The sequence below is a fragment of the Deltaproteobacteria bacterium genome (assembly GCA_019308905.1).
GTDB lineage: Bacteria > Desulfobacterota > BSN033 > WVXP01 > WVXP01 > JAFDHF01.
Window position 1 is genome coordinate 1 of record JAFDHF010000064.1, and the last position, 23479, is coordinate 23479.

The 23479-nt window shown below is 56.6% G+C and carries 15 protein-coding genes and 1 tRNA gene; 3 read left to right on the forward strand and 13 right to left on the reverse strand.

Going from position 1 to position 23479, the window contains the following annotated elements; translation table 11 throughout:
- Positions 1 to 2205: hypothetical protein (locus tag JRJ26_16740; protein ID MBW2059136.1), on the forward strand; the 2205-nt coding region annotated here is incomplete at its 5' end.
- Here the strand turns inward: JRJ26_16740 and JRJ26_16745 are convergent.
- The 11 genes from JRJ26_16745 to JRJ26_16795 form a co-directional block, all read right to left on the reverse strand.
- Positions 2184 to 2774, reverse strand: a complete 591-nt coding sequence (locus tag JRJ26_16745; GenBank protein MBW2059137.1) for a hypothetical protein — start codon at positions 2772 to 2774, stop codon at positions 2184 to 2186. The genes JRJ26_16740 and JRJ26_16745 overlap by 22 nt on opposite strands.
- Positions 2771 to 3409 carry a hypothetical protein gene (locus JRJ26_16750; protein ID MBW2059138.1) on the reverse strand — a complete coding sequence of 213 codons (639 nt, stop codon included), beginning with the start codon at positions 3407 to 3409 and terminating at the stop codon, positions 2771 to 2773. Before JRJ26_16750 ends, JRJ26_16745 begins: the two co-directional genes overlap by 4 nt.
- A gap of 294 nt (positions 3410 to 3703) precedes the next feature.
- Positions 3704 to 3874: a hypothetical protein gene (locus JRJ26_16755; GenBank protein MBW2059139.1), complete on the reverse strand. Its 171-nt coding sequence runs from the start codon at positions 3872 to 3874 to the stop codon at positions 3704 to 3706.
- A 74-nt stretch (positions 3875 to 3948) separates the two neighbouring features.
- Positions 3949 to 5154, reverse strand: coding sequence for a radical SAM protein (locus JRJ26_16760; protein ID MBW2059140.1), 1206 nt, complete (start codon positions 5152 to 5154; stop codon positions 3949 to 3951).
- A gap of 81 nt (positions 5155 to 5235) precedes the next feature.
- Positions 5236 to 5544: a PqqD family protein gene (locus JRJ26_16765; GenBank protein MBW2059141.1), complete on the reverse strand. Its 309-nt coding sequence runs from the start codon at positions 5542 to 5544 to the stop codon at positions 5236 to 5238.
- A gap of 572 nt (positions 5545 to 6116) precedes the next feature.
- Complete coding sequence (locus JRJ26_16770) at positions 6117 to 10937, reverse strand: DUF2341 domain-containing protein (GenBank protein ID MBW2059142.1); 4821 nt, start codon at positions 10935 to 10937, stop codon at positions 6117 to 6119.
- 434 nt (positions 10938 to 11371) lie between these two features.
- Positions 11372 to 13213, reverse strand: coding sequence for a DUF1565 domain-containing protein (locus JRJ26_16775; protein MBW2059143.1), 1842 nt, complete (start codon positions 13211 to 13213; stop codon positions 11372 to 11374).
- Positions 13214 to 13702: 489 nt separating this feature from the next.
- Positions 13703 to 14062, reverse strand: a complete 360-nt coding sequence (locus JRJ26_16780; GenBank protein ID MBW2059144.1) for a hypothetical protein — start codon at positions 14060 to 14062, stop codon at positions 13703 to 13705.
- Positions 14001 to 17345, reverse strand: coding sequence for a hypothetical protein (locus tag JRJ26_16785; GenBank protein MBW2059145.1), 3345 nt, complete (start codon positions 17343 to 17345; stop codon positions 14001 to 14003). Before JRJ26_16785 ends, JRJ26_16780 begins: the two co-directional genes overlap by 62 nt.
- A complete protein-coding gene (locus JRJ26_16790; protein ID MBW2059146.1) occupies positions 17284 to 18243 on the reverse strand; it encodes a hypothetical protein in 960 nt (319 codons plus the stop codon). Before JRJ26_16790 ends, JRJ26_16785 begins: the two co-directional genes overlap by 62 nt.
- A 195-nt stretch (positions 18244 to 18438) precedes the next feature.
- Entirely contained in the window at positions 18439 to 19854 is a 1416-nt protein-coding gene (locus JRJ26_16795) for a diguanylate cyclase (GenBank protein MBW2059147.1), read from the reverse strand.
- Between the two features lie 44 nt (positions 19855 to 19898).
- On the opposite strand from JRJ26_16795, the gene JRJ26_16800 reads away from it, so the two are divergent.
- Positions 19899 to 21293, forward strand: coding sequence for a histidine--tRNA ligase (locus tag JRJ26_16800; protein ID MBW2059148.1), 1395 nt, complete (start codon positions 19899 to 19901; stop codon positions 21291 to 21293).
- Between the two features lie 148 nt (positions 21294 to 21441).
- Positions 21442 to 21514, forward strand: a tRNA-Glu gene (locus JRJ26_16805).
- Position 21515: 1 nt separating this feature from the next.
- On the opposite strand, the gene JRJ26_16810 is transcribed toward JRJ26_16805, so the two are convergent.
- Both JRJ26_16810 and JRJ26_16815 read right to left on the reverse strand, forming a co-directional pair.
- A complete protein-coding gene (locus tag JRJ26_16810; protein MBW2059149.1) occupies positions 21516 to 22577 on the reverse strand; it encodes a site-specific integrase in 1062 nt (353 codons plus the stop codon).
- A gap of 136 nt (positions 22578 to 22713) precedes the next feature.
- On the reverse strand, positions 22714 to 23427 hold the full coding sequence (locus tag JRJ26_16815; GenBank protein ID MBW2059150.1) for a ParB N-terminal domain-containing protein: 714 nt from the start codon (positions 23425 to 23427) through the stop codon (positions 22714 to 22716).
- Between the last annotated feature and the right edge of the window lie 52 nt (positions 23428 to 23479).

Genomic DNA, 23479 nt, shown 5'->3' on the forward strand with positions numbered 1-23479 from the left:
GCCTACTACATCTATCGGAACGATGCCCAGCCGGACATCCAGGGCATGCAGAACGTGACGACCCACACCATCGGTTTTACCATTTCGAACCAGCTCCTCGAGGACACAGCCGCAAACGGTGGAGGGCAGTACTACACGGCAGACAACGCCCAGGAGCTCTCCGAAGCCTTCACGAGCGCCATTCAGAAGATTCTCGAGGTCTCCATGTCCTATACGGCACCCGTGGTTCCCATCAGCAGCATGGAGAAGACCTCAAGCGGCGATAATATCTACCTTGCCCTTTTCAAACCTAGCAGGTCCGCCTTCTGGAAAGGAAACATCAAGAAGTTCTGGATCGCCACTGCAGACGACGCCACCCACTCAATCGAAAGGGGCGACATCCTGGACATGAACGGGGACCGCGCAACAAACGACTCGGGCTATATTCTCGACACGGCCGTCTCCAGTTGGGGATCAGCCGCAGACGGGGGAGAGACCGAGTCAGGAGGGGTCGGAAAGGTGCTTCTCGATCGGGCTTCGGACAGAAACATCTATACCTTTCTCGACAAGGACAGTAAACCGATAAATCACCCAAGTAACGCTTTTACAAAAACGAACCCCTGGCTGACCCGGCAGAAACTCGGGGCCGCAGACGACGACGACAGGGACAAGGTCATCGATTTCATCCACGGTCTCGACGCCTATGACGAGGATCAGGATCTCGATACGACCGAGAAGCGGCCCTGGATCCTCGGCGCCTTTCTCCACTCACGGCCCGAGGTGGTCCACTACCAAGACCGCACCGTGATCTATGCAGGAGCCAACGACGGCATGCTCCACGCCTTTGACGACGGCAACGGCGAGGAGCTCTGGGCCTACATCCCGCCGACTCTTCTCTCCAAGCTCCAGGGGTTGTCAGGGAAGGACCTCCTCTATTTTGTGGACGGCTCACCCAGGGTCTATCGCAATGACGTCAACCAGGACGGAGTCATCGACGGGAGCCAGGGCGACCAGGCTATCCTCTTGTGCGGACTGAGACGAGGGGGGAGATACTACTTCGCCCTGGATGTGACCAATCCCCTGAACCCTGAAATCCCCGAGGGCTGGGCCGACTGGGGCGTGTGGGAGAGCGGGACCTGGCACGCAACGGGCATGATCGGCCCCGACATGACCACAGAGTCGACCGTTGAAGCAAGTGCCACCTACCCCTATGCCGAAATGGGACAGAGCTGGTCCACCCCCGTCCTTGGAAGAATCGGCACGCAGGCCGGGGTGAAAGACGTGGCCTTTATCGGCGGCGGATACGATCCCAACCAGGACCAGACCACCCCTGGCCCAGATTCCATGGGCAGGGCGGTCTATGTGGTCGACATCTTCACGGGAAGTCCCATTTGCACATACACGGACGCGGCCATGGAATGGTCGATTCCCGGTGAGATCGCGGCGATCGACACCACGGGCAACGGGCTCGTCGACCGCCTCTACGTGGGAGACACGGGGGGAAGGCTGTGGCGAATGGACATCAGAAGCTTGGACCCGGCCGATTGGACGGCAAAGATCCTGTTCGATGCCAACGAGTCGGCCATGCCCGGAGAACCCCTGAGAAAGATCTTCTACCCGCCGGATGTCACCCTGGAGGTGGGATACGAAATGGTCTTTTTCGGCACGGGTGACCGGGCCCATCCGAGAAGGAAAACGGTCATCAACCGGATCTATGCGGTCAAGGATAGGAATCCGGGCGAGCCTCTGGGTGAAGGGGATCTGGAGGATGTGACCATGGACTTTCTCCAGGACCCGACCTTCACGGGCGACAAGAACAACCTCAGGAACCGGATCCTCAATGGAAACGGATGGTACATCTCGCTCTTGGACAACCTCGGGGAAAAGGTACTCTCCCCTGCGGTGGTCTTCGGCGGCGTCACCTACCTTACCACCTACGTCCCCACAGACATCGACGATCCCTGCACCACCCAAGAGGGCACGGCCATGCTTTACGCCCTTAACTACCGCACCGGAGAGGCTGTTTTCGACTACGACGTCTCCGGCGGCATTCTTGGGAGGAGTGACAGATCCATGGTCATTGGCGCATCCATTCCTTCCGGAATGGTAGTCGCCCTCATCCAGGGAGAGGCTTCGGCCTATGTGGGAATCCGCGGCGGCATTTTCAACCCTGCCATCGGAAGCATTGGTGGCCTGACAAGGGCTTACTGGAGAGTGCTGTTTTGACATCCTCGGTTCTCTGCCCGCCCCCATGGACGAGCCAGACCAAATAGACGAAATAGACGAGACCCTCCAACCAATGATCTCACCCCTCTCCGGCCGAGGTAGATCATCCATCTCGACACGGCCCAGCGCTGAAAGAGTGCAAAGACCAGATTGATCACCTCTCCCCAGGGCCGATTCAAGTCCAGGGTCCAGCTTCCTTTCTTGATGGCCGTGACCTTTCCCAGAACCTGTTCGGGGCGAATTGGGCCGTCCAAGCAGACCAGGGCGTCCCCCTTGGTGAAAAGCACCGATTTCCCATTGACGGCGTCTTTCCTCATGAGGCGGTGCAACCGTTTGTGGGATGCCACCGGATCGGGAGCGGTGGAGTAGAGGATGATATCCCCGAATTTCAAGTCTTTCTGACAGCAAGGGACAACGGTGACGGTTTGGCCATTCCGTATGAATGGGGACATGCTCTTTCCCGGGGCTCTGAACCTCACCCGGTTCCCATCTTTCAACAATGCCAGAGCGACCGACCAGAACACCCTATCATTCAGACTCGGCGGCAGGGTCCGGTAGTTGGGCTTCATGTGAGGATACGCTCCACAAGATCCGTGGCTCCCTTGTCCGGTCTGAACAGGAGCCCATGGCATGGGACACTGGCGGTAACATCGGCGAGGATCTCAAGGGTGAAGGCCATCCCACTGGGATCCCAGTAGGTGGGAAATGCGCACGTGAGAAGTCTCGAGACAGGATCGATCCCGTCCACCTCCGTGATCGCATTCTCCCTTGCCTGCCTCAACAGGAAGATTCCTGCCAACCTCACCCCTCTGGGAGACGCGAATCTGGCATCCCCGTGCCAGGGGGTGCCGTAGATCCAGAACTGTCCTGCTCTCTTACGAAGGATGATGCGATCGTCGCTCAGTATTTCCGCTCCTCCTCTCTCCTTCCACAACCGGCCCAAGGTAGTCTTTCCGGCACCTGATTGCCCAACAAAGAGAAGCCCTTTCCCGCGTATGACAACGCCGCAGGCATGAATGATCAGCCCCCTACCGTGGGCGAGGCTGTTCGCCACCAACAGCTCTATGGTCGGGCCGTGAAAAGGGTCGGTGTCGGTCGGACAGGGTGCACTGAAATAGAGGCCTGCCCTCTCATCGGACCAGAGGGCAAGGGTTCTTTCGAGACCTGGAAACATGGGGTTGTCAAAGATCCTTATGACCGGCACCCCATTCCTGCGGTAGAGCGTCCACATGGGGGGACAGTCAAAAACCTTTTCTCCGAGAGAAAAGAGCGGCCTTTTTCGATACAGTCGAAGGGTGATGTCGGCCTCTTCACGAGCAGGACAAGATCCCTCCCCAAGCAAAACGAAGGAGCGATAGGTTGAAGGGAGGTCCCAGATGGCCTGCTGACTTTCCCCTTCGATTGAGACAGAGATACCGGCGATTCTGAGTCGGCAGGTTCTTGACATCGATCCCACACCGGAACGTTTGAATTCCGGGCGACAGCCCGCCTGTAGGATTCAGGACCCAAGGGCGGAACAGGGTGACCCGCCCCCGCAATCAGTAGGAACCGCAGGACCGAATGCTACGCCTGTGCTCTTGCAGCTGACGCCCAGAACGGCGGTACTGGGATCCAGGGCCACTCTTGTAACCTCGGGCTTCTCGTACTTCTTCTTCTCTCTCTTCTCCATCGATCTCTCCCCTTCTTTCCCTCACTCCCATCTCCTCCAGCTCCTGTCATTCCATGTCCCCTCTCCCTACCCTGTCATTCTGAGCTACGCCAAGGCGGGGCGAAGAATCCCGGCTCGGACAACCTATTACTCCCACTGAGCAGCCAGTGGGAATCCGAAAACCCAATGAGATCCTGCCCCTCAACCGTAGAGGCAGCTCTTCCGATTCCATAGGCCTCTGCCCTCAGGTGGGTGACCCGGCACAGATACTCGACAGGGGTCTCCAGATCTCCGTGTTCGAGCTGTGACCATCCGGGGCACTGGTCACAAAAGGAAATGAGGCGGCAATGCTGGCATTTGCTCTCCCCCACGAACCTCTTCTGCCTGAGGCGGGGCAAAAACTCGTTCCAGCCCTCCCCGAAAGACCCCTGCCCGAGATCATACCATGGAGTTCTGACCATATTGCAGATCATGAGGTGCCCATAGGGATCGATGTGGAAGCTGTTCATGCCCGCACCACACCGGAACAGCCGTTTCGGATTTACTTCCATCTCCCGGGTTCTCTGGTAGAGGCGGACAAACTCGGGACCTCTTGCGGGGTCGCTCAGGTCCAGTTGCACAACTTCACGCGGGGGTATTCTCAGCGGGGCCATGTCCCTTGACCCGTCTATCCTCCCGTTGATGAGGGCGTCGAACCGAAACTCGAGCCCGAGTTCTTCCACGAATCTCTTTATGTCCGCAAACTCGTGGCTGTTCAGTGTGGTGATCACGGTCTTGAGCTTGAGCGGAAGATTCCGCCCCAACAGAAGATCAATCCCCTTCATGCACCTGCTGTAGGAACCCGGAGACCGAGTCACATTCTCGTAGGTTCTCTCCGTCGCCCCATACACGGTGATCTCTATCGATCGGGGAGGGAATTCTTTGAAGAGGTCGGCCACACGGGGGGTTATCAGAGTCCCGTTGGTGAATACGGTAATCAGAAACCCCTTCTTCTTGGCATACAGATAGATGTCCGCAAAATCTTCCCTGACCAGGGGCTCTCCTCCTGTCAGGAGCAGTGACAGGCAGCCTGCTTCTGCAAGATCATCCAGGATACGGGTGATCTCTGTGTACGCCAGTTCCCTCTCCCTCTCCTTGTTGTCATCGATGTCCTTGTTGACGTAGCAGTGGACGCACCGGTTGTTGCACCGAAAGGTCGGTTCCAGAGTCCCGGACAGGGGTGTTCTCCTGCCGCCATTCTTTTGGACCAGACTGGAGGCAAAATCCTCGATATTGATTTCACGAATGCATGAATCTTTCACGACCGGCTTCTTGCCAGATGTTCTTGTCGGCAACAGTAAAGCCAAACTCCGAAGCGCCCACGCCAGGAAACCTGACCATAGTCAGCCGTGACCGCGCCGGGCCCTTTCAGAGACAGCATCTATCTCCTTCAACTGCCCCAGGAATTCACACAAATCACGCTCTGTTTCTTCGGGTGACACCTCGAACTCTTCCAGAATCATGTTCCTGATATCAAGCAATGGCCTTTCACCATCGAGGTTCTCCCACACAAAGGCCCCTGTCTCGTTCAGGGTGTAGATGCACTCCATGTCTCCCACTTTGTGCCTGATGGGTACCAGGATGGCCTCATCGTTTATCTTCCTGAAGACGAAATCCTCATTCCTTTTGTAACGCTTTTCCAGGTCATCCATACTGCATCCTCTCCACCACACTCTCCCCGGTCCAGGGCGAACTCTGCAGGGGTAGGGAGTGCAATAACCGTACCAGGAGATTTCGCTCGGGTATCGGCCATTGCTCGGGATTTGCAGGGCTTGCCTGCCCCCACGACTCAGACCATCTGAATCCGCTGACAGGGTAGGGCCAACCGTCCTCTTTTGTTATTCTCAGCCCCCCATTCCCAATCTCGCCATTCTCAGCCCCGATTCCCGTTCTTGTCATTCCGAACCCCGCCTCCCCGATCTTGTCATTCTGAGCCCCGCCCTCCTGCCCTGTCATTCTTCACCCCGCCCGGGCATGGGACTCAGAGTTACAGGGAAAGTAATCATGGTGACAAGCGGGGGTGTTCGGAGTGACGATTCGGAGACAGGGTGGGATGGTCCCTCCTCCCTGTCATCCTGACGAGCCTCAGGCGACGAAGAATCTCAACCAGAACCGTATCTCTACAGCCGAACCGTTTACTTCGTTCAGGGTGACAAGTAGGAGTCTTCAGAACGACGAGAAACCAAAGGCCGACCGGACTCAATCCCAGGCAGAGCCGCCCTTTTCAGGGAGAATGCCCTCCGGTTACGGCGGTGATGAAGCACCCGCCACTGCTTCCTGATGAAGACGAAAGGTTCACCGTCCCGGTTCCCGCCGCGGCGCTGACCTCCACTGATCGGACACTCTCGTCGCCGGCGGTGTCGACGGATGTTACCACATAGTAGGCTCTTGTTCCCCCTTCCAGGGTCACGTCTGTAAACTCCTCTCCTGCAAGGAGAGAGTCGTTGATTTTGGTGTAAGGTCCTCCCGGGCCGAGACTACGGTAGAGGTTGTAGCCCTTTACGTCCTGGCCGTCGCAGTCTTTGGCTGCACTCCAGCTAACTTGGATCCCCCCGGACACACTCCGGGCCGAAAGCCCGGCCGGCCTTCTGGGTAAGGGGAGCTTAAGGTTTGTTGCGGGATCGCCAAAGAGGAGAAATGTCTCTGAAACATCCTCGTACTGGGAGCCATTGGCAAGGAGAGCCTGTTTGGCCGAGGCGACTGCCTGGCCCAGGGCGCGGACGTCGGTCCTGAAGACGGCATCAAAGAGAGCGCGATCGAGGATCCGCTGGCCCTCGGTCGTGGTCCTGCCTGTGGGCATGAGGGCAGCCACCGCTCCCCTGTCGCCCGGCCGCAAGACGGCCTCCACCAGGGAAGGCGACTGCCAGACTTCCGGGTAGACAAAGTCGCCGGCCTCGCAGCTCATGCTGACAAAGAAGGGGAACTTTCCATTGTTGCCGAGACCGTCTGCGTCCCCGTTGTCGAAGATATTCTCGCCAGCCCACTGCTGCCGGCCTGCGTGGCCGCTGTAGTTCACAACCAGGGTGCCCCCGGTTATCTCACCGATGATGGCGTCATTCAGCGCTCCTGGAGAGACATAATCCCCCAGATACGCCTTCAAGGGCGGATTCAAACCCCGGGGCATCAGGGCAGCCACATCGTCATTCATGGTCTCAAAGATGCTCTCATAGGTCTCGGTCTGGTCATCAGCCACGAGAAGCACGTTCCTCTCCCAGGTCTTTGTATTTGCCGCCTCTTCGTAAGCGATGACCTTGTTCACCACGAGTTCCCCTTCCTCGGCGCTTGCCACAGGGAGCCTGCCGATACAGATATCGGGGACGGCATCATCGCCGCTGACCTCGGCGAACCAGTCGTCGGTGGCCACCTCCCCTCCGTACTCGGTGAAGGTGAGATAGGTGGGGACGTAGGGGGTCGGGTCCTGCAGGAACCACCCCCAGTTGTTCTTGTAGTCGTAGGTGCCGTCCCCGAGAAGAAGGACGTATCGAGGAGCGGGCCTTGTCCAGCTCCGGTAGGCATGGGTCAAGAAATCCTTGATCGCCTGCGGGGTGGCAATCCCATAACTGAACTCATCGTAAACGTCTTCAAGATCGACGACCTTTGCCCTTAGGCCCTGGCTCTGGCGCAAAGACACAAGATCCGTAAGCCACCCGTATGGTTCTCCATTGTCGTCCAGGCCGACACCCTTGGAGGTGATGATAATGTAGTCGGCCCCTTGTGCCGGTCCGTCAGACAGGGTGGACGGCGTGTCCTCCGAGATCCCTGAAGGGGTCTTCACGGCGCCCGAAGAGACGACCAGATAGGTCCGGTCTCCGGTCATGGCCGTATCGGGCTCAAACTCGACCGTGTAGGGACCACCACCCGAGACCACAGAGCCTGTGACCCGGCAGACATCGGAAGGCGATGTGACGTCAAACACGGACACATCACTGCTTGCGAAGCCCGAAACCTGATAGCGGTACCCTGCCTCATGGGAGAAGAGGAGCTCGTCCCCGGTTGCCGCGAAACTCCTCGGATATGTCACCTCGAACCAGTCGACCCGGAGAGCGTCCTCTCCGCTCAGACACTCGATAGTAACTGTGTTGTCCCCGTCAAGAAGGCCGACGTTGCTGATCGTTCCCTCATAGAAAGCGATGCCGCTCCAGGTAAAGGTCTCAACCGACCCGTTGATAGAAACCCTCACCCGATGATCCGTATCGTAGGTTCCGATCATGGAGAGGGTGAGCGTCCCCGGTCCTTCCGGATCCGGAACCGGAAGGGTGAAGTCCACCGGGTTCCCGCCTCCCTTGAGTCCGTCGCCCAGGACGGCGTCGTAGAAAAACCAGCGATCGAGGCTGTCGGACCCGGGGGCAAGCCGCCAGTACCAGCGGTCTTCCTCGAAACGGACCGTGTACGTGTACGTGTCCGGGACCAAAGCAGCTCCAGGCGTCCCATCCACGGCGAGCATCCGCTTTGGGTCACCGGAACCTCCATCAGTGGTGAGCCAGTATACGTTCTGGGTGGTATACTTGGCGTACTTTCCGTCAACAGGCCTTCCATAAAACTCGATGAAGTCTCCGTCGTCGAACCGGCCGGGTACACCCTCATCGAGAACATGAAGGGGGACCTCTTCTCCGAGATGGTAGAGCCGGACCCGACTCAGGACGATCGGGTCGGGGTCGATCCCGTTGTCCAGAAGGAAGTCCCTGGTAACCCGGTAGATCCCCTCCTGGGACAGGAGTACCTTGTAGGCCGAGCCTTCCGAAGGCGGGCTCCAGGAGCCGACCGCCGGGCCCGAGGGCCCGGTCTCAGCCCCCGCGAGAAGGGCCTTCCCCGCCTCCTCGAAATCGATCCGCACCCGGATCCGCTTGTAAAGGGTGAGCTCCCTGGTTGCAGGATTGAAGGCAAGGGGATAGAAGAGGACCTGGAGCTTTCTCTGGTCCCGGACCGTGTAGATCTCTCCGAGCCTCGCCGCCGTCTTGGGATAAGGGGCATCTGTTGCATACGCCGCCTCATCGATGGTAAAGATCTCGGCCACATGCTTCAGACCCCCTGCCTCCTCCACCCTCCTCTCTGGAACAGGATAGACCCAGTAGCCCCGGTGGGTCTCGGCCTCTGTCTCTGCCACCTCGATCTTCGCCTTCACCCCTTCGGGAAGGTCGAGGAGAACCCCCTTTACGGGAAGCTCGGGCTTGCCAGCTTCCTGGGTTAGCCCGTGGATGTACCCTGGGATCCGAAGCCGCGAAAAGAGCTCGCCCCCTCCCTCGGCAGCCTCCGCGTCAAAGCCCTCTGTCAGAAGCTCCACCGTGATGCCGGTCGGGCCAGATGAGATAACCCGAACCCCTGGGGAAAGGGCCCTGGTGTCCGAGTCTCGAGCCCGGCTTTGCCTCCCTCCCTCCTCTCCGTCGGGGACGCCGTCACCGTCGGTGTCGGGGTTGAAAGGGTCTGTCCCGCGCTCGTATTCGTCGAGGCTTGTGAGGCCGTCAAAATCCGGATCGAGCCCAGAATCATCGAAACCGGGATCCAGGCCGTGGGCAAGCTCCCAGTCATCGGCCATCGCGTCCCCGTCCCAGTCCACGCAGATCGGGCCGTGGACGGTCCTCCCTCCACGGACGTCGACGTCCTCGAGCCTGTAAAAGTAGAGGGTGCCGGGGGTGACGTCGGTGTCCTCATATGTATAGGTATTCTCTGCAACCGAGAAGATCGCACCGGGAATGAGCGCCTCGGTGAGCCTCACGTACGGTCCTCCCCGGCTCGATGCCCGGTAGAGGTCAAACCCGAAGTTCTCGCTTTCCCCGGCCGTCTCCCACTCGATCCGTACCGAGCCCTCATGGCCCGTGGCCTTGAAGGAGACGAGGTCGACCGAGGTGGTCGCGCTCTGCTCAGATCCCACCGTGTAGAAGGTCGAAGGATCAGACTGGTTGTTGTACTCGGTCGAGATCCAGTCGGCTGACCGGGCGCTGTCGGAAATACGGAGTTCGTCGATAGTACCGTCAAAATGCCCTCCATTATTCCAGCCTCTCCCGATAGATGTTCCCTCCCACTGATCATAACTGATTGAACCAGAAAGAGAAGCGGTATTGGAATCCTGTGACCCGTCAAGGTATATCTTCATCGTTGATCCGTCCCAGGTGACGACGACATAGATCCAGGAAGTCGAATAGCTCCCCGAGGAATCCAACGTCTGAAAGGTACTTCCATTACCTATTTCAAACATCATGACACCACCACTGGTGGTAGCAACATCCACCCCTTGATTATTACCCGAATTCAACCCCGTGCCGAAAGGATAGCCCGCCTTGATCGCATCGGGTTTAATCCAAAGGGAAACCGTGATTGCAGTGCTGGGAGTCTGTGAACCACTACCAGTATCACTATCATACGCATACTCATCACTACCATTGAAATCTAAGCTGCCATCGATTTTCCCAGACACCTGGTTAGAGCTGTCCATGTTGCCCGACGTCTCGTCATTCGAGTTCGAGGTACTGTCTTGTATGTCATTGGAACTCCCGGTTGGTGTATCATTCAGATGCCAAACGCTGACATAGTCGTCGTTGGCATTGGAGGGGTCGCAGTTCCAGACGTCCCCTGGAAGCTCTGTGGGACTGGTGATGCAGCTGTTCCCGTAAAACATGTAGATATCCGTGTTGCTGGTCGAAGAGAGACTGGTCACTTTCACCCACGCCACCAGGATGTTGTTCGTCTCGTCATAGACCTCGATCTCGTGGGGAAGGGGGGTTTTCATGTTCGATGCGCGGAAGACGATATCATCCCCGTCAGGGTCTGTGACGTCTCCCTCCAGGTCCGTGAAGTCCGTGCCCGTGAGCTTTATCATCACGGGGAAATAGCTCAGGTCCGCGTCGACCTTGGAGGCCTGGATGGTGATCTTCTTGTACTTGGAAAAGGTGCACGCGCCGTGAGTACGAGAGGCAAATCCGAACAAGATACCAGCCGTAATCAGGGCCACAAGGATCCGTACGGCCCACCTCCGGCCGCCCGAGACCGGCCGTCCAGGGGAAATGGTACGAATGCAAACGGGCTTCAAGGTCTTCTTCCCTGTATCCATCGGTATCTGACCTCTATATCTGGCGGAGTCGAGGCACGCCAACCGGTATCTCTGTGGGCAGCCCCGGCAAAAAACCATGCGTCCAGGCCCCTCCCGCCTTCGGGCACTCTTACGAGAAGATGATGCGTTCAAAACAAGATTGCCGCACGATTCCATGAACTTATGTTGCAATTCCCGTTCCAAGACCCTGGAAAAAGGGCCTGGGGAACGCAGTCGAACGATATGGATAAGTAGGTGTTTTCATAGTTGCTTTTATCACAAGGCAGCAAGGCCAGCAGGTGGACCTGCTCGTCCTGCAAAAATCCCGGTCCGCGGGGTTATGACAATCTTTCAAAGAAACGCAAAAACTCCCCACCACAAACAAAGGCGGCGTCATTCACTACTGACACCGCCTTTGCCGATTCAAACCAGGCCGGAATAGGGGGCTATGAGCCCTAGTCGGCATGGGGGTTGAAACGCGCCCTCCAGCTTACATAGATCCTCTTGGCATAGACCGCACCCTCGAGTTCGCTCCGAAAACCAAGCCTCACTCTGGAACGCGGCGCCACGAGCGTGCCCCTGAACTCTGCAAAGGGGGCGATTCTGATTCTATCCCTTCTACATCTTCCTGTGCTGCCGAGCACGTTGAAGGTCACGTCTCTTGTCGAGCCTGATTCGATGTTGACCCTGGCCCGCATGCCGATCCGCAGCCTCTTTACTACGTTTATGGTGACAGGGCCGCCTGAAAGATCGACCGACAGAGTGGCGCCCCGATAGAGATAGAGCCTGCGCATGTTGTAGACACCGCTCGAGAGGCGGAGAGTGGCTCCCCGCTTCACCCTTACGGTCCCGTAAGACCCCTCGGGCAGGTTCAGGGTGTGGTTTCTCTTGACCCTTATGTTCTCTCCACCGGCGCTGAAGTCGAGTTCCGGCAGGTCGATCGCCGAAAGACCTGCCTCTTCACCCTCTGTCACGGTCCCTGTCACATTCAGTTTCGCGTGCTTGTATACACGGACCTCATCATTGGTGAGGACGTCCCCGTCAATGGTAATCGAACCCATGACCCTGATCTTGTCCAAAGCCGTGAGGTCCCCTTCGAGTATACCGGAGCATCCCCGCGTGATCGTGATTTTTTGATTCGAACCGACGTTTCCCTTGGAGTCCGCGATCCCCCGTAGCCTGACCATCTCATCGCCATAGAGGACATAGGCCCCGAGACCGCCCTCTTCCTGGACCGGGACAAACTCATCCACTCCCATGTCGGGCATATCCCCGACGATGCGAGGATCCCCTTCGAAGTCCGTCTCTGGAAGAGACGGCGCCTCCGGGTCCCCCACATCTATGCAAACCGATTCTGCTGCAAGATGGAAATCGCCGTTTTCCGGGTCAAGGAATCCAGGATCCGCATCGATGTTGCCCAGGCCGGAGTACCCCCCCTGGATATCTGAATAGGCGACGTCCGGGTAACTTGTAGCACCGGCGTGAATCTCACCGTCGGCCGGCGCTGTGTCTCCCCAGAGAATCGTGTTGGTGACTACAGGGGACGAATAGGCATCGTTGTACATCCCACCGCCGCTCGCACCAGCAGTATTTTCAAAGAAGGTGCAGTTGGTAACAGTGGGGGAGGAGTAATAGTAGTTGTACATCGCCCCGCCATACCGATTGGCCGCATTACCGTGGAAAGTCGAGTTGACTATCGTCGGCGAGGACCATATGAAATTGTAGATCCCGCCGCCGTCGTAGTTTGCTTCATTTCCATAGAAGCTACAATTTGTAATGGTCGGAGACGCGTAGTAGTAGTTTACGATCCCTCCGCCGTGGTACCCTGACTTGTTCTGGTGGAAGGTGCAGTTGGAAATGCTGGGAGAGGAGCGGTAGTTCCGGATACCGCCGCCGTTGGATAGGCTGTATCCATTGATGATGGTCAATCCATCTATCGTGGCATCGGCCGTCACGTAGAAACAAAGAGTCTTTTGGTTCCCATCGAGGGTAGTGACATTCTTGGCCCAGTCCCTTTGCTCTCGCTCGGTTTCCGTGCCGTTGAATCCGCCGTATATGGCCACGGCCTTGCTGACATAGACATAGGTTTGGAGCTGGTATGTACCCGCTGCGATCCAGACCTCGTCTCCTTCACCGGCCAGATTTATCGCGCTCTGGACGCTCTGGACCGCCGTGGCCCAACTCTGTCCATCATTGAAGTCGGAACCGTCGGGCTTTACGTACCAGACATCGGCCCAACCGCTGCCTCCGAGGGCGAGAACGAGGAAGCATGAAACCACCAAAACGAGACGTTTCATTTTCACTCTCCTTTCTAATGAGTGGTTCTTCCTCCCCCGAAGTCACTCAAGACAGCAGAATCCTTGGTAAAGTCATGCAAACGGCATCGGTACTCTTCTCCTTTCTCGATAAGGGTTCTCACACGACCAGAGACTTAAAGCACAAAGCATGCCAACAGAAAAGACGTAAATTGGGCTTACAATATCAATCACTTAACACTATTATCGCTCTTTTGGACTCAAGAAGCGATGACAAATTGAGGCACCGTCTCGGAAAAAAGATTAGGCCAACCCGGGGAGACATGGATTTTGCCCCCTTTCCATCCGCCATATCGATTCACAGATCCAGGACCGGCTCTCCGTCTCGCAATCACGGGGACGGCCACGGAAGAAGAAAAAACGGAAACCGGAAAACCCGAAGGAATCGGCCGCCTCTGGTCCAAGGGCCCGGGGACGCAGAAGCCAGAGGGCCTTTTCTCCAAGGGATAGAGAAAGGCCCTCTTCCCCTTCTCAGTCGATGATCCGCCAGTAGGTAGTATAGAGGCCGGAGGTCTTATGAACGATTACGGAGGGCACAGTGCCGTCGACTCCGACCTTTGCGACGGGCACCCCGTTCATCAGGCCGATAACCACACCAGAGGCGATCGAGGTCCCGATGGCAATGGAACGGTCGGTTTTCCCGATAATGCTGCTGCTCTGGTCAAAGTTGTAGGCGGCGTTGCCGTTCAGGTAATTCAGGGCGTAAAGCCTGGCCGTCCCGAGGCTCGCCACCGCCTCGCAAGGATCCGTGGGAACATCTGCATCCGGCTCAAAGGTCGTGAAGTAGGCAACCCCCCCCAAAAACCAGGGCCGGGGCCAGGCACTTCTCACCCGTATTCTCCAGCATGATGTACCACCCGTCCTTATTGGCCAGATTGGTCAGGATCGCCTGCTTCTCAGCCTCGGTGCCCGTCATCAGAAGCCCGTCCGTCACGTCCTCAAGATCACCCCATTCCAGGGGCACGGTCGGATTCCGATCCTTGATGGCAAACAGATAGTCAACGTTTGTCTTGCCCAGGGGATGAGCCCGGTTGCCGCTCCCGATAAAAAGCATCTCGTATCCATCCTCCTGGGTTACGTCGGGTGGATAAAAGAACTTCCTGTGGTCCGTTCCGGACGTATCGGAATTGAATATGACCTTGCTTGTCCAACTGCTGGGATTCAAACCCCGGAGGTCAAACCGCCAGAGCTTCCCCCCCGTGTCCCCAACATAGAGTCGATCTACAAGACCGCTCCCCGTGGTGTCTACCGCGGTCACCGTACTGGCAATGGAGTGGGTCATGTTTGCGTCCTCAGCTCTGGTCCATCGCTTTACGTATGCCCCGGTAAGTATATCCACAACGTAGACCCCTCTGCCCATGGTATCGGCAGGGGCCGGATCCAATCCAGGTGTCACGGTGTCCTGGTTGATATCGTATCCCGCACTGATAAAGGCCACGGCCTTCTCGGTTCCCCCGTCGTCGATCGTCTCGATGATCGGCTTCGACCAGGTCTGGCCCATCTCAGAATAGGGATAGGTGGCGGCAGCCTTGTTGGCACACTCTGTGGTCATGTCAGGGCCGATCATTCCGGTCGACGGCCACAGCGTGTCACTCTCCCAGAGGCCCCAGCCAGCCCAGCCTATGGGGATCTCGGGGTTTTCAGGGTCAGTCACGTCCAGGGCGAAGTAGTACCGCCCCCCTCGGCGCAGACCGCAGATCAGAATCGCCTGGTCGCCGTCGGCCTTGACGATCCTCCCGTCGTTGTTGATATCGTTGATATAGATGGCCGGAGAACCGTCCACATAGAAGGCCGGCACCTCGGTGTCTTCGCTCAGGTGTCTCAATCTAGGAAGAAGGACCGGCGGGATGTATCCCCAAAGCTCAGAGCCCCCCATATGGACAGCCTGGTCCCCGTCCCAGAAGGCATGGAGCATGCCGTCGTTGGAGCCCGCAAAGATCACCGTCGTATTCTCATCGTAGCTGACAACCAGGGGCCGGGAATGAATGAACGCACCCAAGATCCATTCCCGTGTGTCAGTCGTGGCGTTATCCTGATCGTCGTCGTAGACATCATACCCCCTCACGTAGTTGATGACCTGATCCCTCTTGAAGGTCTCATCGGCCTGGAGACCCAGCCTCTGGGGAGACAGGTTCGCGCTGTTGCTCGTGTCGAAACTGTTGGAAGCATCGCTCAGCACTAGACTCTGGCCCATGTAGGTGTAGACCTTCCTGGTTGCCAGATCCATGTTCCGGAGGATCTCGCCGACCCCTCCCTTGGTCACATTGTTGCCGTCCGTCCCGCTGGCCCAAGGCCCCCAGAAAGAGACTGCCGTGTCCAGTATCTGCTGGCTAGGGTCGAGAACGGGATTGCCGAAAAGGTCAACAAGATCACCCCTGGAAACGCCATGCGAGGGGTCGTCTTCTGCCGCAATACCGAACTTCTTGATGTTCCCGGGCCAGAAGTTCTGCATGGTCGGACGGAAAAGTGCAAGGAAGATCTCGTTCTTGCTCGATGTCTTCTCCACGTAGTTGACCGGAATGACCGGTGCCGTGTACGAGGTGTCCCGCTGGATGATCTCCCCGATAATGCTATGAAAGGCATTGGCAAGATCCCTTGTGTCCTCACAGTAGTAGTACTTCCCGCCCCCCTGCTGGGCCGCATCTTTGAGCGCCTGATAATCGATATTGAAACCGACCGTATAGGTAATCACATTCTGCATCCCTTCAAGGTCGGAATAGTCGTGGGTATACATGTACTGGGCGATGTCATCGATAACATCGTCGACTTCCCAGTCATCCCAATCCTCTTTATCGTCGCCCTCGACATCCCCGATCTCGGTCTTTAGGATCGAGTCGGTGTCCTCGGTGGCCGAGCCGTCGGTGACATGAACCACGTAGTTCCTCTGGCACCAGTTCTGGATCGGTGTGTCTGCGTTCTTGTAGGGGCCGACATCGAAGAAGGGGCCCCCATTGGCCCAAGACTTCGGCATAAAGTACCGGTGAGCCTCAAACTGTGATTCCGCCAAAGGGGTCCCGGAGTGGGTTTCCAGGTCGTTGATTATATCGATCAGCTGTTGCCTTGTTCCTGTGGGGCCTGATGTCATGTCTTGCACCGGGAATTGGATCGACCCGCCCTCCTTGTTTTCGTTGTAAGACAAGATCCCAAACCGGACCCCGAAGGTGGCCTCAACCAACTCCGTAAGAACCTGCTTGGCAATATCTATCTTCCGCACCATCGTCGAACCCTGGTCGCTCCACATGTAATTGAGATAGTTACCCATCCATACGGAAAGGGGATAGGTGTACGGAGGATAAGGGGTTCCCGACGGCCAATCCGAAGGGATACAGTAGTCGATGTCTGAGGCTTCAAGGCTCTTCCAGTCGGTTTTGGTCCATTCGTGCTTGAGAACGATGTGGCCGTGCCAGAATCCGCTGTTCTTGACAGTCGCTACCATTTCCGGGCAGGGAAACTCGTCAAGAGAAATGTCCGAAAATCGCTTGTAATAGTCGCCCTCTGGATCTGGTCCATAGATCTCGTCTTTGCGCCACGGGTCTTCATCGTTATCGAACTCGGGATAGGTGGTATCCGGGTCATAACCAGTCGGATCCGTCTCGGTGGGACGCACCATTCTCATGCTGCTCGACGTGTCCAGAACGATGAGGACGTTGGGCTCTACCCCGCTTGCCCCGGCATATCCCGTGTAGATCTCCGTGTCACCGTGGCCCCCTGGGTCGGGTTCAGGAGGTGGAGAACCGCCGCCACCTCCCCCGGAGGACGGAGTGTAGGTTACACTGAGGGTGTCCCTGCCCGTGTTACCTGCAGAATCGCTTGCAATAATCGTAAAAACGGTAGTCCCGGAAACAAGGCCGATCGCGCCCGTACTCCAGCTCGTGGTGCCGGAGCAGACTCCCGAACCTCCAGCCCCGTTGCTCCACCTGACCTCGACAACCCCAACGTTGTCACTCGCAGTCCCCCCAAGGGTAATCGTTCCGCTGGTCGTGGAATAGGATGAAGAACTGGTGGGAATCGTAATCGTCACCGTAGGGGCCTCTCCATCGCTCGGATCGTAGTTAACAGTAATGACATCCGTGGCTGTACTTCCGACGGCGTCCTGGGCGGTCACGGTAATCACGTTCGTCCCCAGAGCCAGGGAAATACTGCCGGTGTTCCAGGTGTCGGTGCCGGAACACGTACCCGAACCGCCACGATCGTTGCTCCAGGTGACCTGACTGATCGTCTCCGGTCCGCTGGCAACGCCGCTGAGGGTAACCGAGCCTGTGTCTGTTGAATAGGTGGGGTCGCTCGTTGGCGAGGTGATTGCCACCGAAAGGGAGGCCGTCCCTGCCGACGGCCTCACGGAAATCCCTGCCACCGCCCATGCTGAGATTCCAATGCTCGGTCTGCCCAGACCCCGCGGTCAAACCCGATGGCGTCTCGGCCGCAACGATACCAAAAACCAACTCCCCCGTTGCCGAGGGAACGTCCACAGAGGCTGTGCTCCCATCGCCATGCTCAGAGGCGAAGGTCCCCAGGGGGCTGGTCTGGTCCACACCTGTAAACGTCACGACACCCGCAATGGCCTGCCTGTAGAGAGCCGTGTTGAATGTGACCTCAACATCATGGGTCCCGAGGTCAGGGCCAACAAGCATCCAGATCTCGACCCTCGCATCATCATCCCTCTGGTCTTCCCCCACAAAGCTGAGCGGGACGCCGTTGTATGTGATTCCGGCAACGGTCTCATAGGAATCGTTGTTGAAAGAGACCCCAACGAGCATCAGGCGATCAGAGCCTGATGCCTGATGGCTGATCGTGATGGTTGAGCCCCCATCGGTGGTCCCCGTGGACACGTTGTCGACCGCAATCGCTCCGCGAGCCGCGTGGGGACATGCGAGAAAAATGAAAAATAGACCAAAAACAACCGATACGAATAAACCGACCAGCCTTTTCATGGTTCCAATCCTCTCAAAGGATTTCCGATGTTCACAATCGAGTTCTTCATGCGTGTGGTTTCCCACGGCGATCCCTTTCATCACGGTCTCGGGGTTGTCCGGGAAAAAGCCCGAGGATCTACAGGGGTAAGGCAAAAACGGTTCCAGCCCCGGAGACGGTGACGGCCACCCGTAAGCATTGATTCAAGTGATTGAAACAAAAGATGATTTTTGCAATAGGAAGGCGAGTTGGTCAAGAAAAAGGTCTAACATTTTTTCATAGTTTCAATCCTTTTTCTACATCGGGGTCACCCGTTCACTTTGGAGAAGGCTCTTGAGTAGGTGGGACTCTCCGTCAGGGAGCTTCGAAAATCTTACACCGACCAGCCCCTCGCCACCCTCTGTCGGATGAGCGTAGACGACGACTCCGCTCAGTGCCAGTTCACCATCCTTCAGTGGTACAACGATCCTGACGGGATCACCCACGGAGTGAGACGCTCTGACCCTTATCTGAACACCTCCTGTGCTTATGTTGCAGATTGTCGCCTCCATGCTTTCATAGGTGATGGTTCTGTCGATCTTCACCCTCGGGGCTTTCCGCCGGTCCTCGACCGAGGCGGCCACTTCCCTGAGGAAGGTCCTCGCAATTTCCCTGCTCCTCCGGGAATCGGGCCTTGCCATCGGGTCTGCCATGCATTTCTCACACACAGAGGAAGTCCAATGAACCGGATTGCCGCAGTTGAGGCACCTGATATAGTGATCGTCCTTTTCAAAGTCGATCCGCACCTCTACGGCCTCGAGGCCTTTTGACTTCGCCTTCTCCTGGTACATTCTCTTGTCTGCCAGATTGATAAAGGTTTCACCGTCAAAGTCCCCCTGAAATTCCGCTGCCCCCATGCTGAGGGTCAACCCTCCCGGTGCCCTCTCTTGGAAGTTCTTCTTTATCCGTTCCCCGATGATGAGCGCTTCCCTCCGGTCTGCCTCAGGCAGTATGACGACAAACTCGTCACCTCCATAGCGGAAAACACAATCCACATGCTCTCTCACGGATAAAAGGACGGTCCTCGCCACCATCTTCAAAAGAGCGTCTCCCTTGAGATGGCCGTACCGGTCGTTGAATTTCTTGAACCCGTCCACATCAAGCACGATAAGCGAGAGGGGGTGGCCCTGTCGTTTGGCCCTTTCCGTTTCGTTCTGCAACTTCTGGTAGAAATACCCCCTGTTGTAGAGTCCGGTCAGATCGTCTGTGATGCCTTTGATGTAGAGTTTCTTCCTCAGGGCTCTTTCCATCTCGATCTTGTACAGCCTCGCCCCGAGCTGGTCCAGGCTGAAAGGCTTGGCAAGAAAGTCACTGGCCCCGCTCTCAACGATCTTCATGGGCGAATAGTTGTCCCCGTACGCGGAAATGATCAAGACATCCACATCGGGGTAGTGCTTCCTGATCGCACGGAGCAACTCGAGACCGTTCATTTCGGGCATGACGATATCGGAGATGACAATCGGGAAAAGCGTCTTCTTGAGCAGCCCCAATGCCGCGCTGCCGGAGGCGGCCTCGGCGCAAAAATATCCGAGGGATTCCACAAAGCTCCGGAGGATCCCCCGGAAGTTCTTCTCATCATCCACGATGAGAACCCTCTTGGGGAAAACCTCTTCTCCCGGAGAGGCCTCTATGATCTTCCCGGCGATGTTGCCGCCTTGATTCGACTCCAGCAATCAGCACCTCCCCTCGGCCGGACGGTTCGTCAAATATGCCTGGTATGCCAATTCCATGCCAACGCCGCACCTTTACACGGACCGGAATATTGGATACATTTTGTGTCGGACCTCCCTGCGGCCTCCGGCCATTCACAGACCAACTGGGAAGTTGCGAGGATAGAACCTTGGAAATTACTTCAGTCAGGGGCTTCAAGGATATTCTTCCGGAAGAGATAGGCAAATGGCGGTTTGTCGAAGAGACGGCCAGAAAGATCTTTCAAGATTTCGGATATGTGGAGATCAGGATCCCTATCCTTGAAAAAACAGAGCTCTTTGCCCGGGGGATCGGAGAAGCCACCGATATCGTGGAAAAGGAGATGTACACCTTCACCGACCGGAGTGGAACCTCCCTGACCCTCAGACCCGAGGCCACCGCTTCGATTGCAAGGGCCTATGTTGAAAACGGCCTCTACAGTAGGGAGCCTGAGGCCAAACTATTCATGATAGGGCCTATGTTCCGGTACGAAAGGCCCCAGAAGGGAAGGCTCCGGCAGTTCAACCAGATCGATGTTGAGGTCTTCGGGGTGGCCGACCCCGCCGTGGACGCAGAAATCATGGCCATGCTGATCCATTTCCTCCGAGAGGTCGGCCTCAAGAGGCTTGAGCTTCAGGTAAACAGTCTCGGATGCCGCACCTGCCGGCCTCCTTACCGAAAAAGCCTTCAGGATTTCGTTCTGGCCCACGAGAGGTCCCTGTGTCCGGACTGCCGGCGGAGGATCCATACCAACCCCCTCCGGATCTTCGACTGCAAGGTCGAAGAGTGCAGGACAATCATGGCCGATGCTCCACTCCTGATCGATTCATTGGGCCCTGAGTGCCGGGATCACTTCCAGGCGGTCAAGTCATACCTGGAGATGGTGGGGCTCCCTTATACGGTCAACCCGAGGATGGTTCGAGGTCTCGATTACTACGTAAGGACTGCTTTCGAGGTGATCTCCTACGATCTCGGAGCGCAAAATGCCGTGACAGGCGGAGGGAGGTACGACGGCCTCATCTCGGACCTCGGAGGTCCCGAGATCCCGGGAATCGGATTTGCCACCGGAATGGAGAGACTCATCTCTCTCCTCCCGCCTGAGGTGGAGGTGAGAAAACCACGGCGCGTCTTCGTCGCATTTGCGGGTGCCGATTCCAGGCAATCTGCCTTCAGGCTGGCCCATGAACTCCGAGTCAGAGGGCTTGGCGTGGACATCACTTACGGAGAGAAGAGTCTGAAATCCCAGATGCGGCGGGCCAACAAACTGGGCTGCAAGGCCGCGCTCATCATAGGCGGAGAGGAACTCAAGAGACAAAAGGCCGTGGTTCGCGACATGGAGGCAAAGACCCAGGAGGAGGTGGATCTCGATCTTGTCGCCGAGATCCTGACCGAGAGGTACGGCCTGGGAAAACCGAAGGGTTGATCACCCGACGCTTCTCTTCGGGTGCCTGTTGGGCCAGGACGGCGGAAAAAAAGCAAGGCGTACTTCCCGAAGGAAAGAAAGTGGCGAACCTTGACTATTCCCCGGGAGTGGGTTAACTTTCACTCGTTCAATCGCTCTTTTCCAGCCGGGTCCCATCGTCTAGTGGCCTAGGACATCGGCCTCTCACGCCGAAAACACGGGTTCGAGTCCCGTTGGGACCATTCACTTTCCGGAGATTTCCTCCTTTTGTGTGTAAATGTCATGTGTAAAACCTTTCAGATTTATCTGGTCAACTGCCTTTTTCACGTCCTCGGAGATATTGAAAATATACCTCTCGGTTGTAGTCGGGGAGGCATGGCCCAAGAGCTTCTGAATCACCGGAACGCTTTCCTTGTATTTGTCGGCCAATAGGCTTCCGAAGAACCTTCGTAGTGCATGGAAACCGAACGGTTCGATCCCCGCCTTATCGCAAAGCCCTTTCATGAACTTCCTTCTCGTCGTGTATCGATCTCCGTACCTCGGGTGCCTGGGATCTCGGTTTTGAAACACGTAATCTGACTGAGGGAGCCTCGTTGTCCATTCGTCCCGGAGGGCCTTGTAAAGCATATCGTTCATCCGAATCCACCTGTATCGCATTTCTCCAGATCGTGTTTTCCTTGTACCCAGCCTTACCATCCTCTTCTCAAAATTGATATCCTCGTGCCACTTCCAACGGAAAATCTCTGACCGTCTGCCACCGGTAGTGCAGCAGGCAACAATCAGATTACGGCCATGCCTATCCGCAGCCACGAGAAGCCTGACGACATCCTCCTCGCTCGGCACTGGCTGCGGCCTGCGTTCCACAGCGAGCCTCTCTACAGACAAGACCGGATTGTGATCAATCCCCTTCATCTTTTTGATCCAATTGAAAAAAGCGAGAAAATTTTTCCTATCCTTATTAAAAGCGTTCTTGCTGACCTTTTCTGCCCTATCCGCCAGCAACCGTTGGACCATTGACGGATTTACCTCCATAACATCGACATATCCCCAGGCCTCGAATGCCCTCCTACCGAGAGCCTTCTTCTCCAGATACGTCTTCCTGTCATGCCTCAACCGTATCTCATTCAGATACTCGAGATACAGGTCATGGAAGCCTATCATAGGGGTTGTCACGGCCTCCCTCATTTCCTTTCTTTGCTTTCCTTCCCAGTCCTTTGCCTCGGCCTTGGTACGAAATGCCCTTGTCCTGCGTCTTCCACCGACCATTACCGTTGCCCGCCACCGCCTTCCCTCTTTGTATGGCATCTTCAATCCCTTCCTTCGTAAAAAACAAAGACCCTCCAATCCGCGAAGCTCCTAGCTCCTTGGCGTTACTATAGACCCAGTTGAGGGATTTGCCAAGGATTTTTGAAACATCCTTGGGATCCAAGACGGTCATTTCCTACCTCAAGTGCTCCAAGAACAGATCGTTGATGTCCCGGCCTTCCGCAACTGCTTGCTCTCGAATCAGGTCGAGCTTCTTCTTTAGATCGCTGTTTTTCACTATCACCATCAAGTGCATGGCCTTACCGAGCATGAAGAACATGAAACCATGTGGGATCGTATTCCCGTACTCCTGGATCAGCCGATTCACGATCACCGAAAGGCCGTCGATCACCCTCATCTCGCTCTCGGCTTCCTTGGTCCTCAGCTCCTCGGCAAGCTCCTTGTCAGGCTTCTTCGTCAAATACATCTCATTCCAGCGTTTGTCGCTCTGGATCGCCATGGCCTCACGAAGCTGCTGCTCGGTCATCTGCCTTCTCTGCATCAGGTCATCCGCCAACTGTGTGAATTTCGGCCTGTCAAATTCGTCGTTACGAAGCTCGTTCCTGGTGTGCGTTTCGATCCTCTGTTTGTCCTCGTCCCAGTCCTTGATAACGCAGGGTACCTCTTTTAACCCGGCGACCCGGGCGGCCGCCCACCGTTTCTCGCCGTCGACAATCCTGTATTTCCCTTTCTTCTCAGGATGCGCAACCACCTGGATCGCGCCGTCAAAACCCTCGTTTTGAATCTCCTCAACGAGCCTGTCAAACTTGGGCCGCGTCATTCTGTAGACGTTCCACTCATTGGGAAGGATATCCTCTATCGGTATCAATACATGTTTCTCTATCCCCACCGACGTCTCCTTTTCCCTGGGACGATTCCCTTCTACTTTTCTTCCTTCCATC

Coding starts and splice junctions, on each gene's coding strand:
- JRJ26_16745 (MBW2059137.1), bottom strand. CDS start 2,774: ATGAAGCCCAACTACCGGACCCTGCCGCCGAGTCTGAATGATAGGGTG.
- JRJ26_16755 (MBW2059139.1), bottom strand. CDS start 3,874: ATGGAGAAGAGAGAGAAGAAGAAGTACGAGAAGCCCGAGGTTACAAGA.
- JRJ26_16765 (MBW2059141.1), bottom strand. CDS start 5,544: ATGGATGACCTGGAAAAGCGTTACAAAAGGAATGAGGATTTCGTCTTC.
- JRJ26_16770 (MBW2059142.1), bottom strand. CDS start 10,937: ATGGATACAGGGAAGAAGACCTTGAAGCCCGTTTGCATTCGTACCATT.
- JRJ26_16775 (MBW2059143.1), bottom strand. CDS start 13,213: ATGAAACGTCTCGTTTTGGTGGTTTCATGCTTCCTCGTTCTCGCCCTC.
- JRJ26_16790 (MBW2059146.1), bottom strand. CDS start 18,243: ATGAAAGGGATCGCCGTGGGAAACCACACGCATGAAGAACTCGATTGT.
- JRJ26_16800 (MBW2059148.1), top strand. CDS start 19,899: ATGCCAATTCCATGCCAACGCCGCACCTTTACACGGACCGGAATATTG.
- JRJ26_16810 (MBW2059149.1), bottom strand. CDS start 22,577: ATGCCATACAAAGAGGGAAGGCGGTGGCGGGCAACGGTAATGGTCGGT.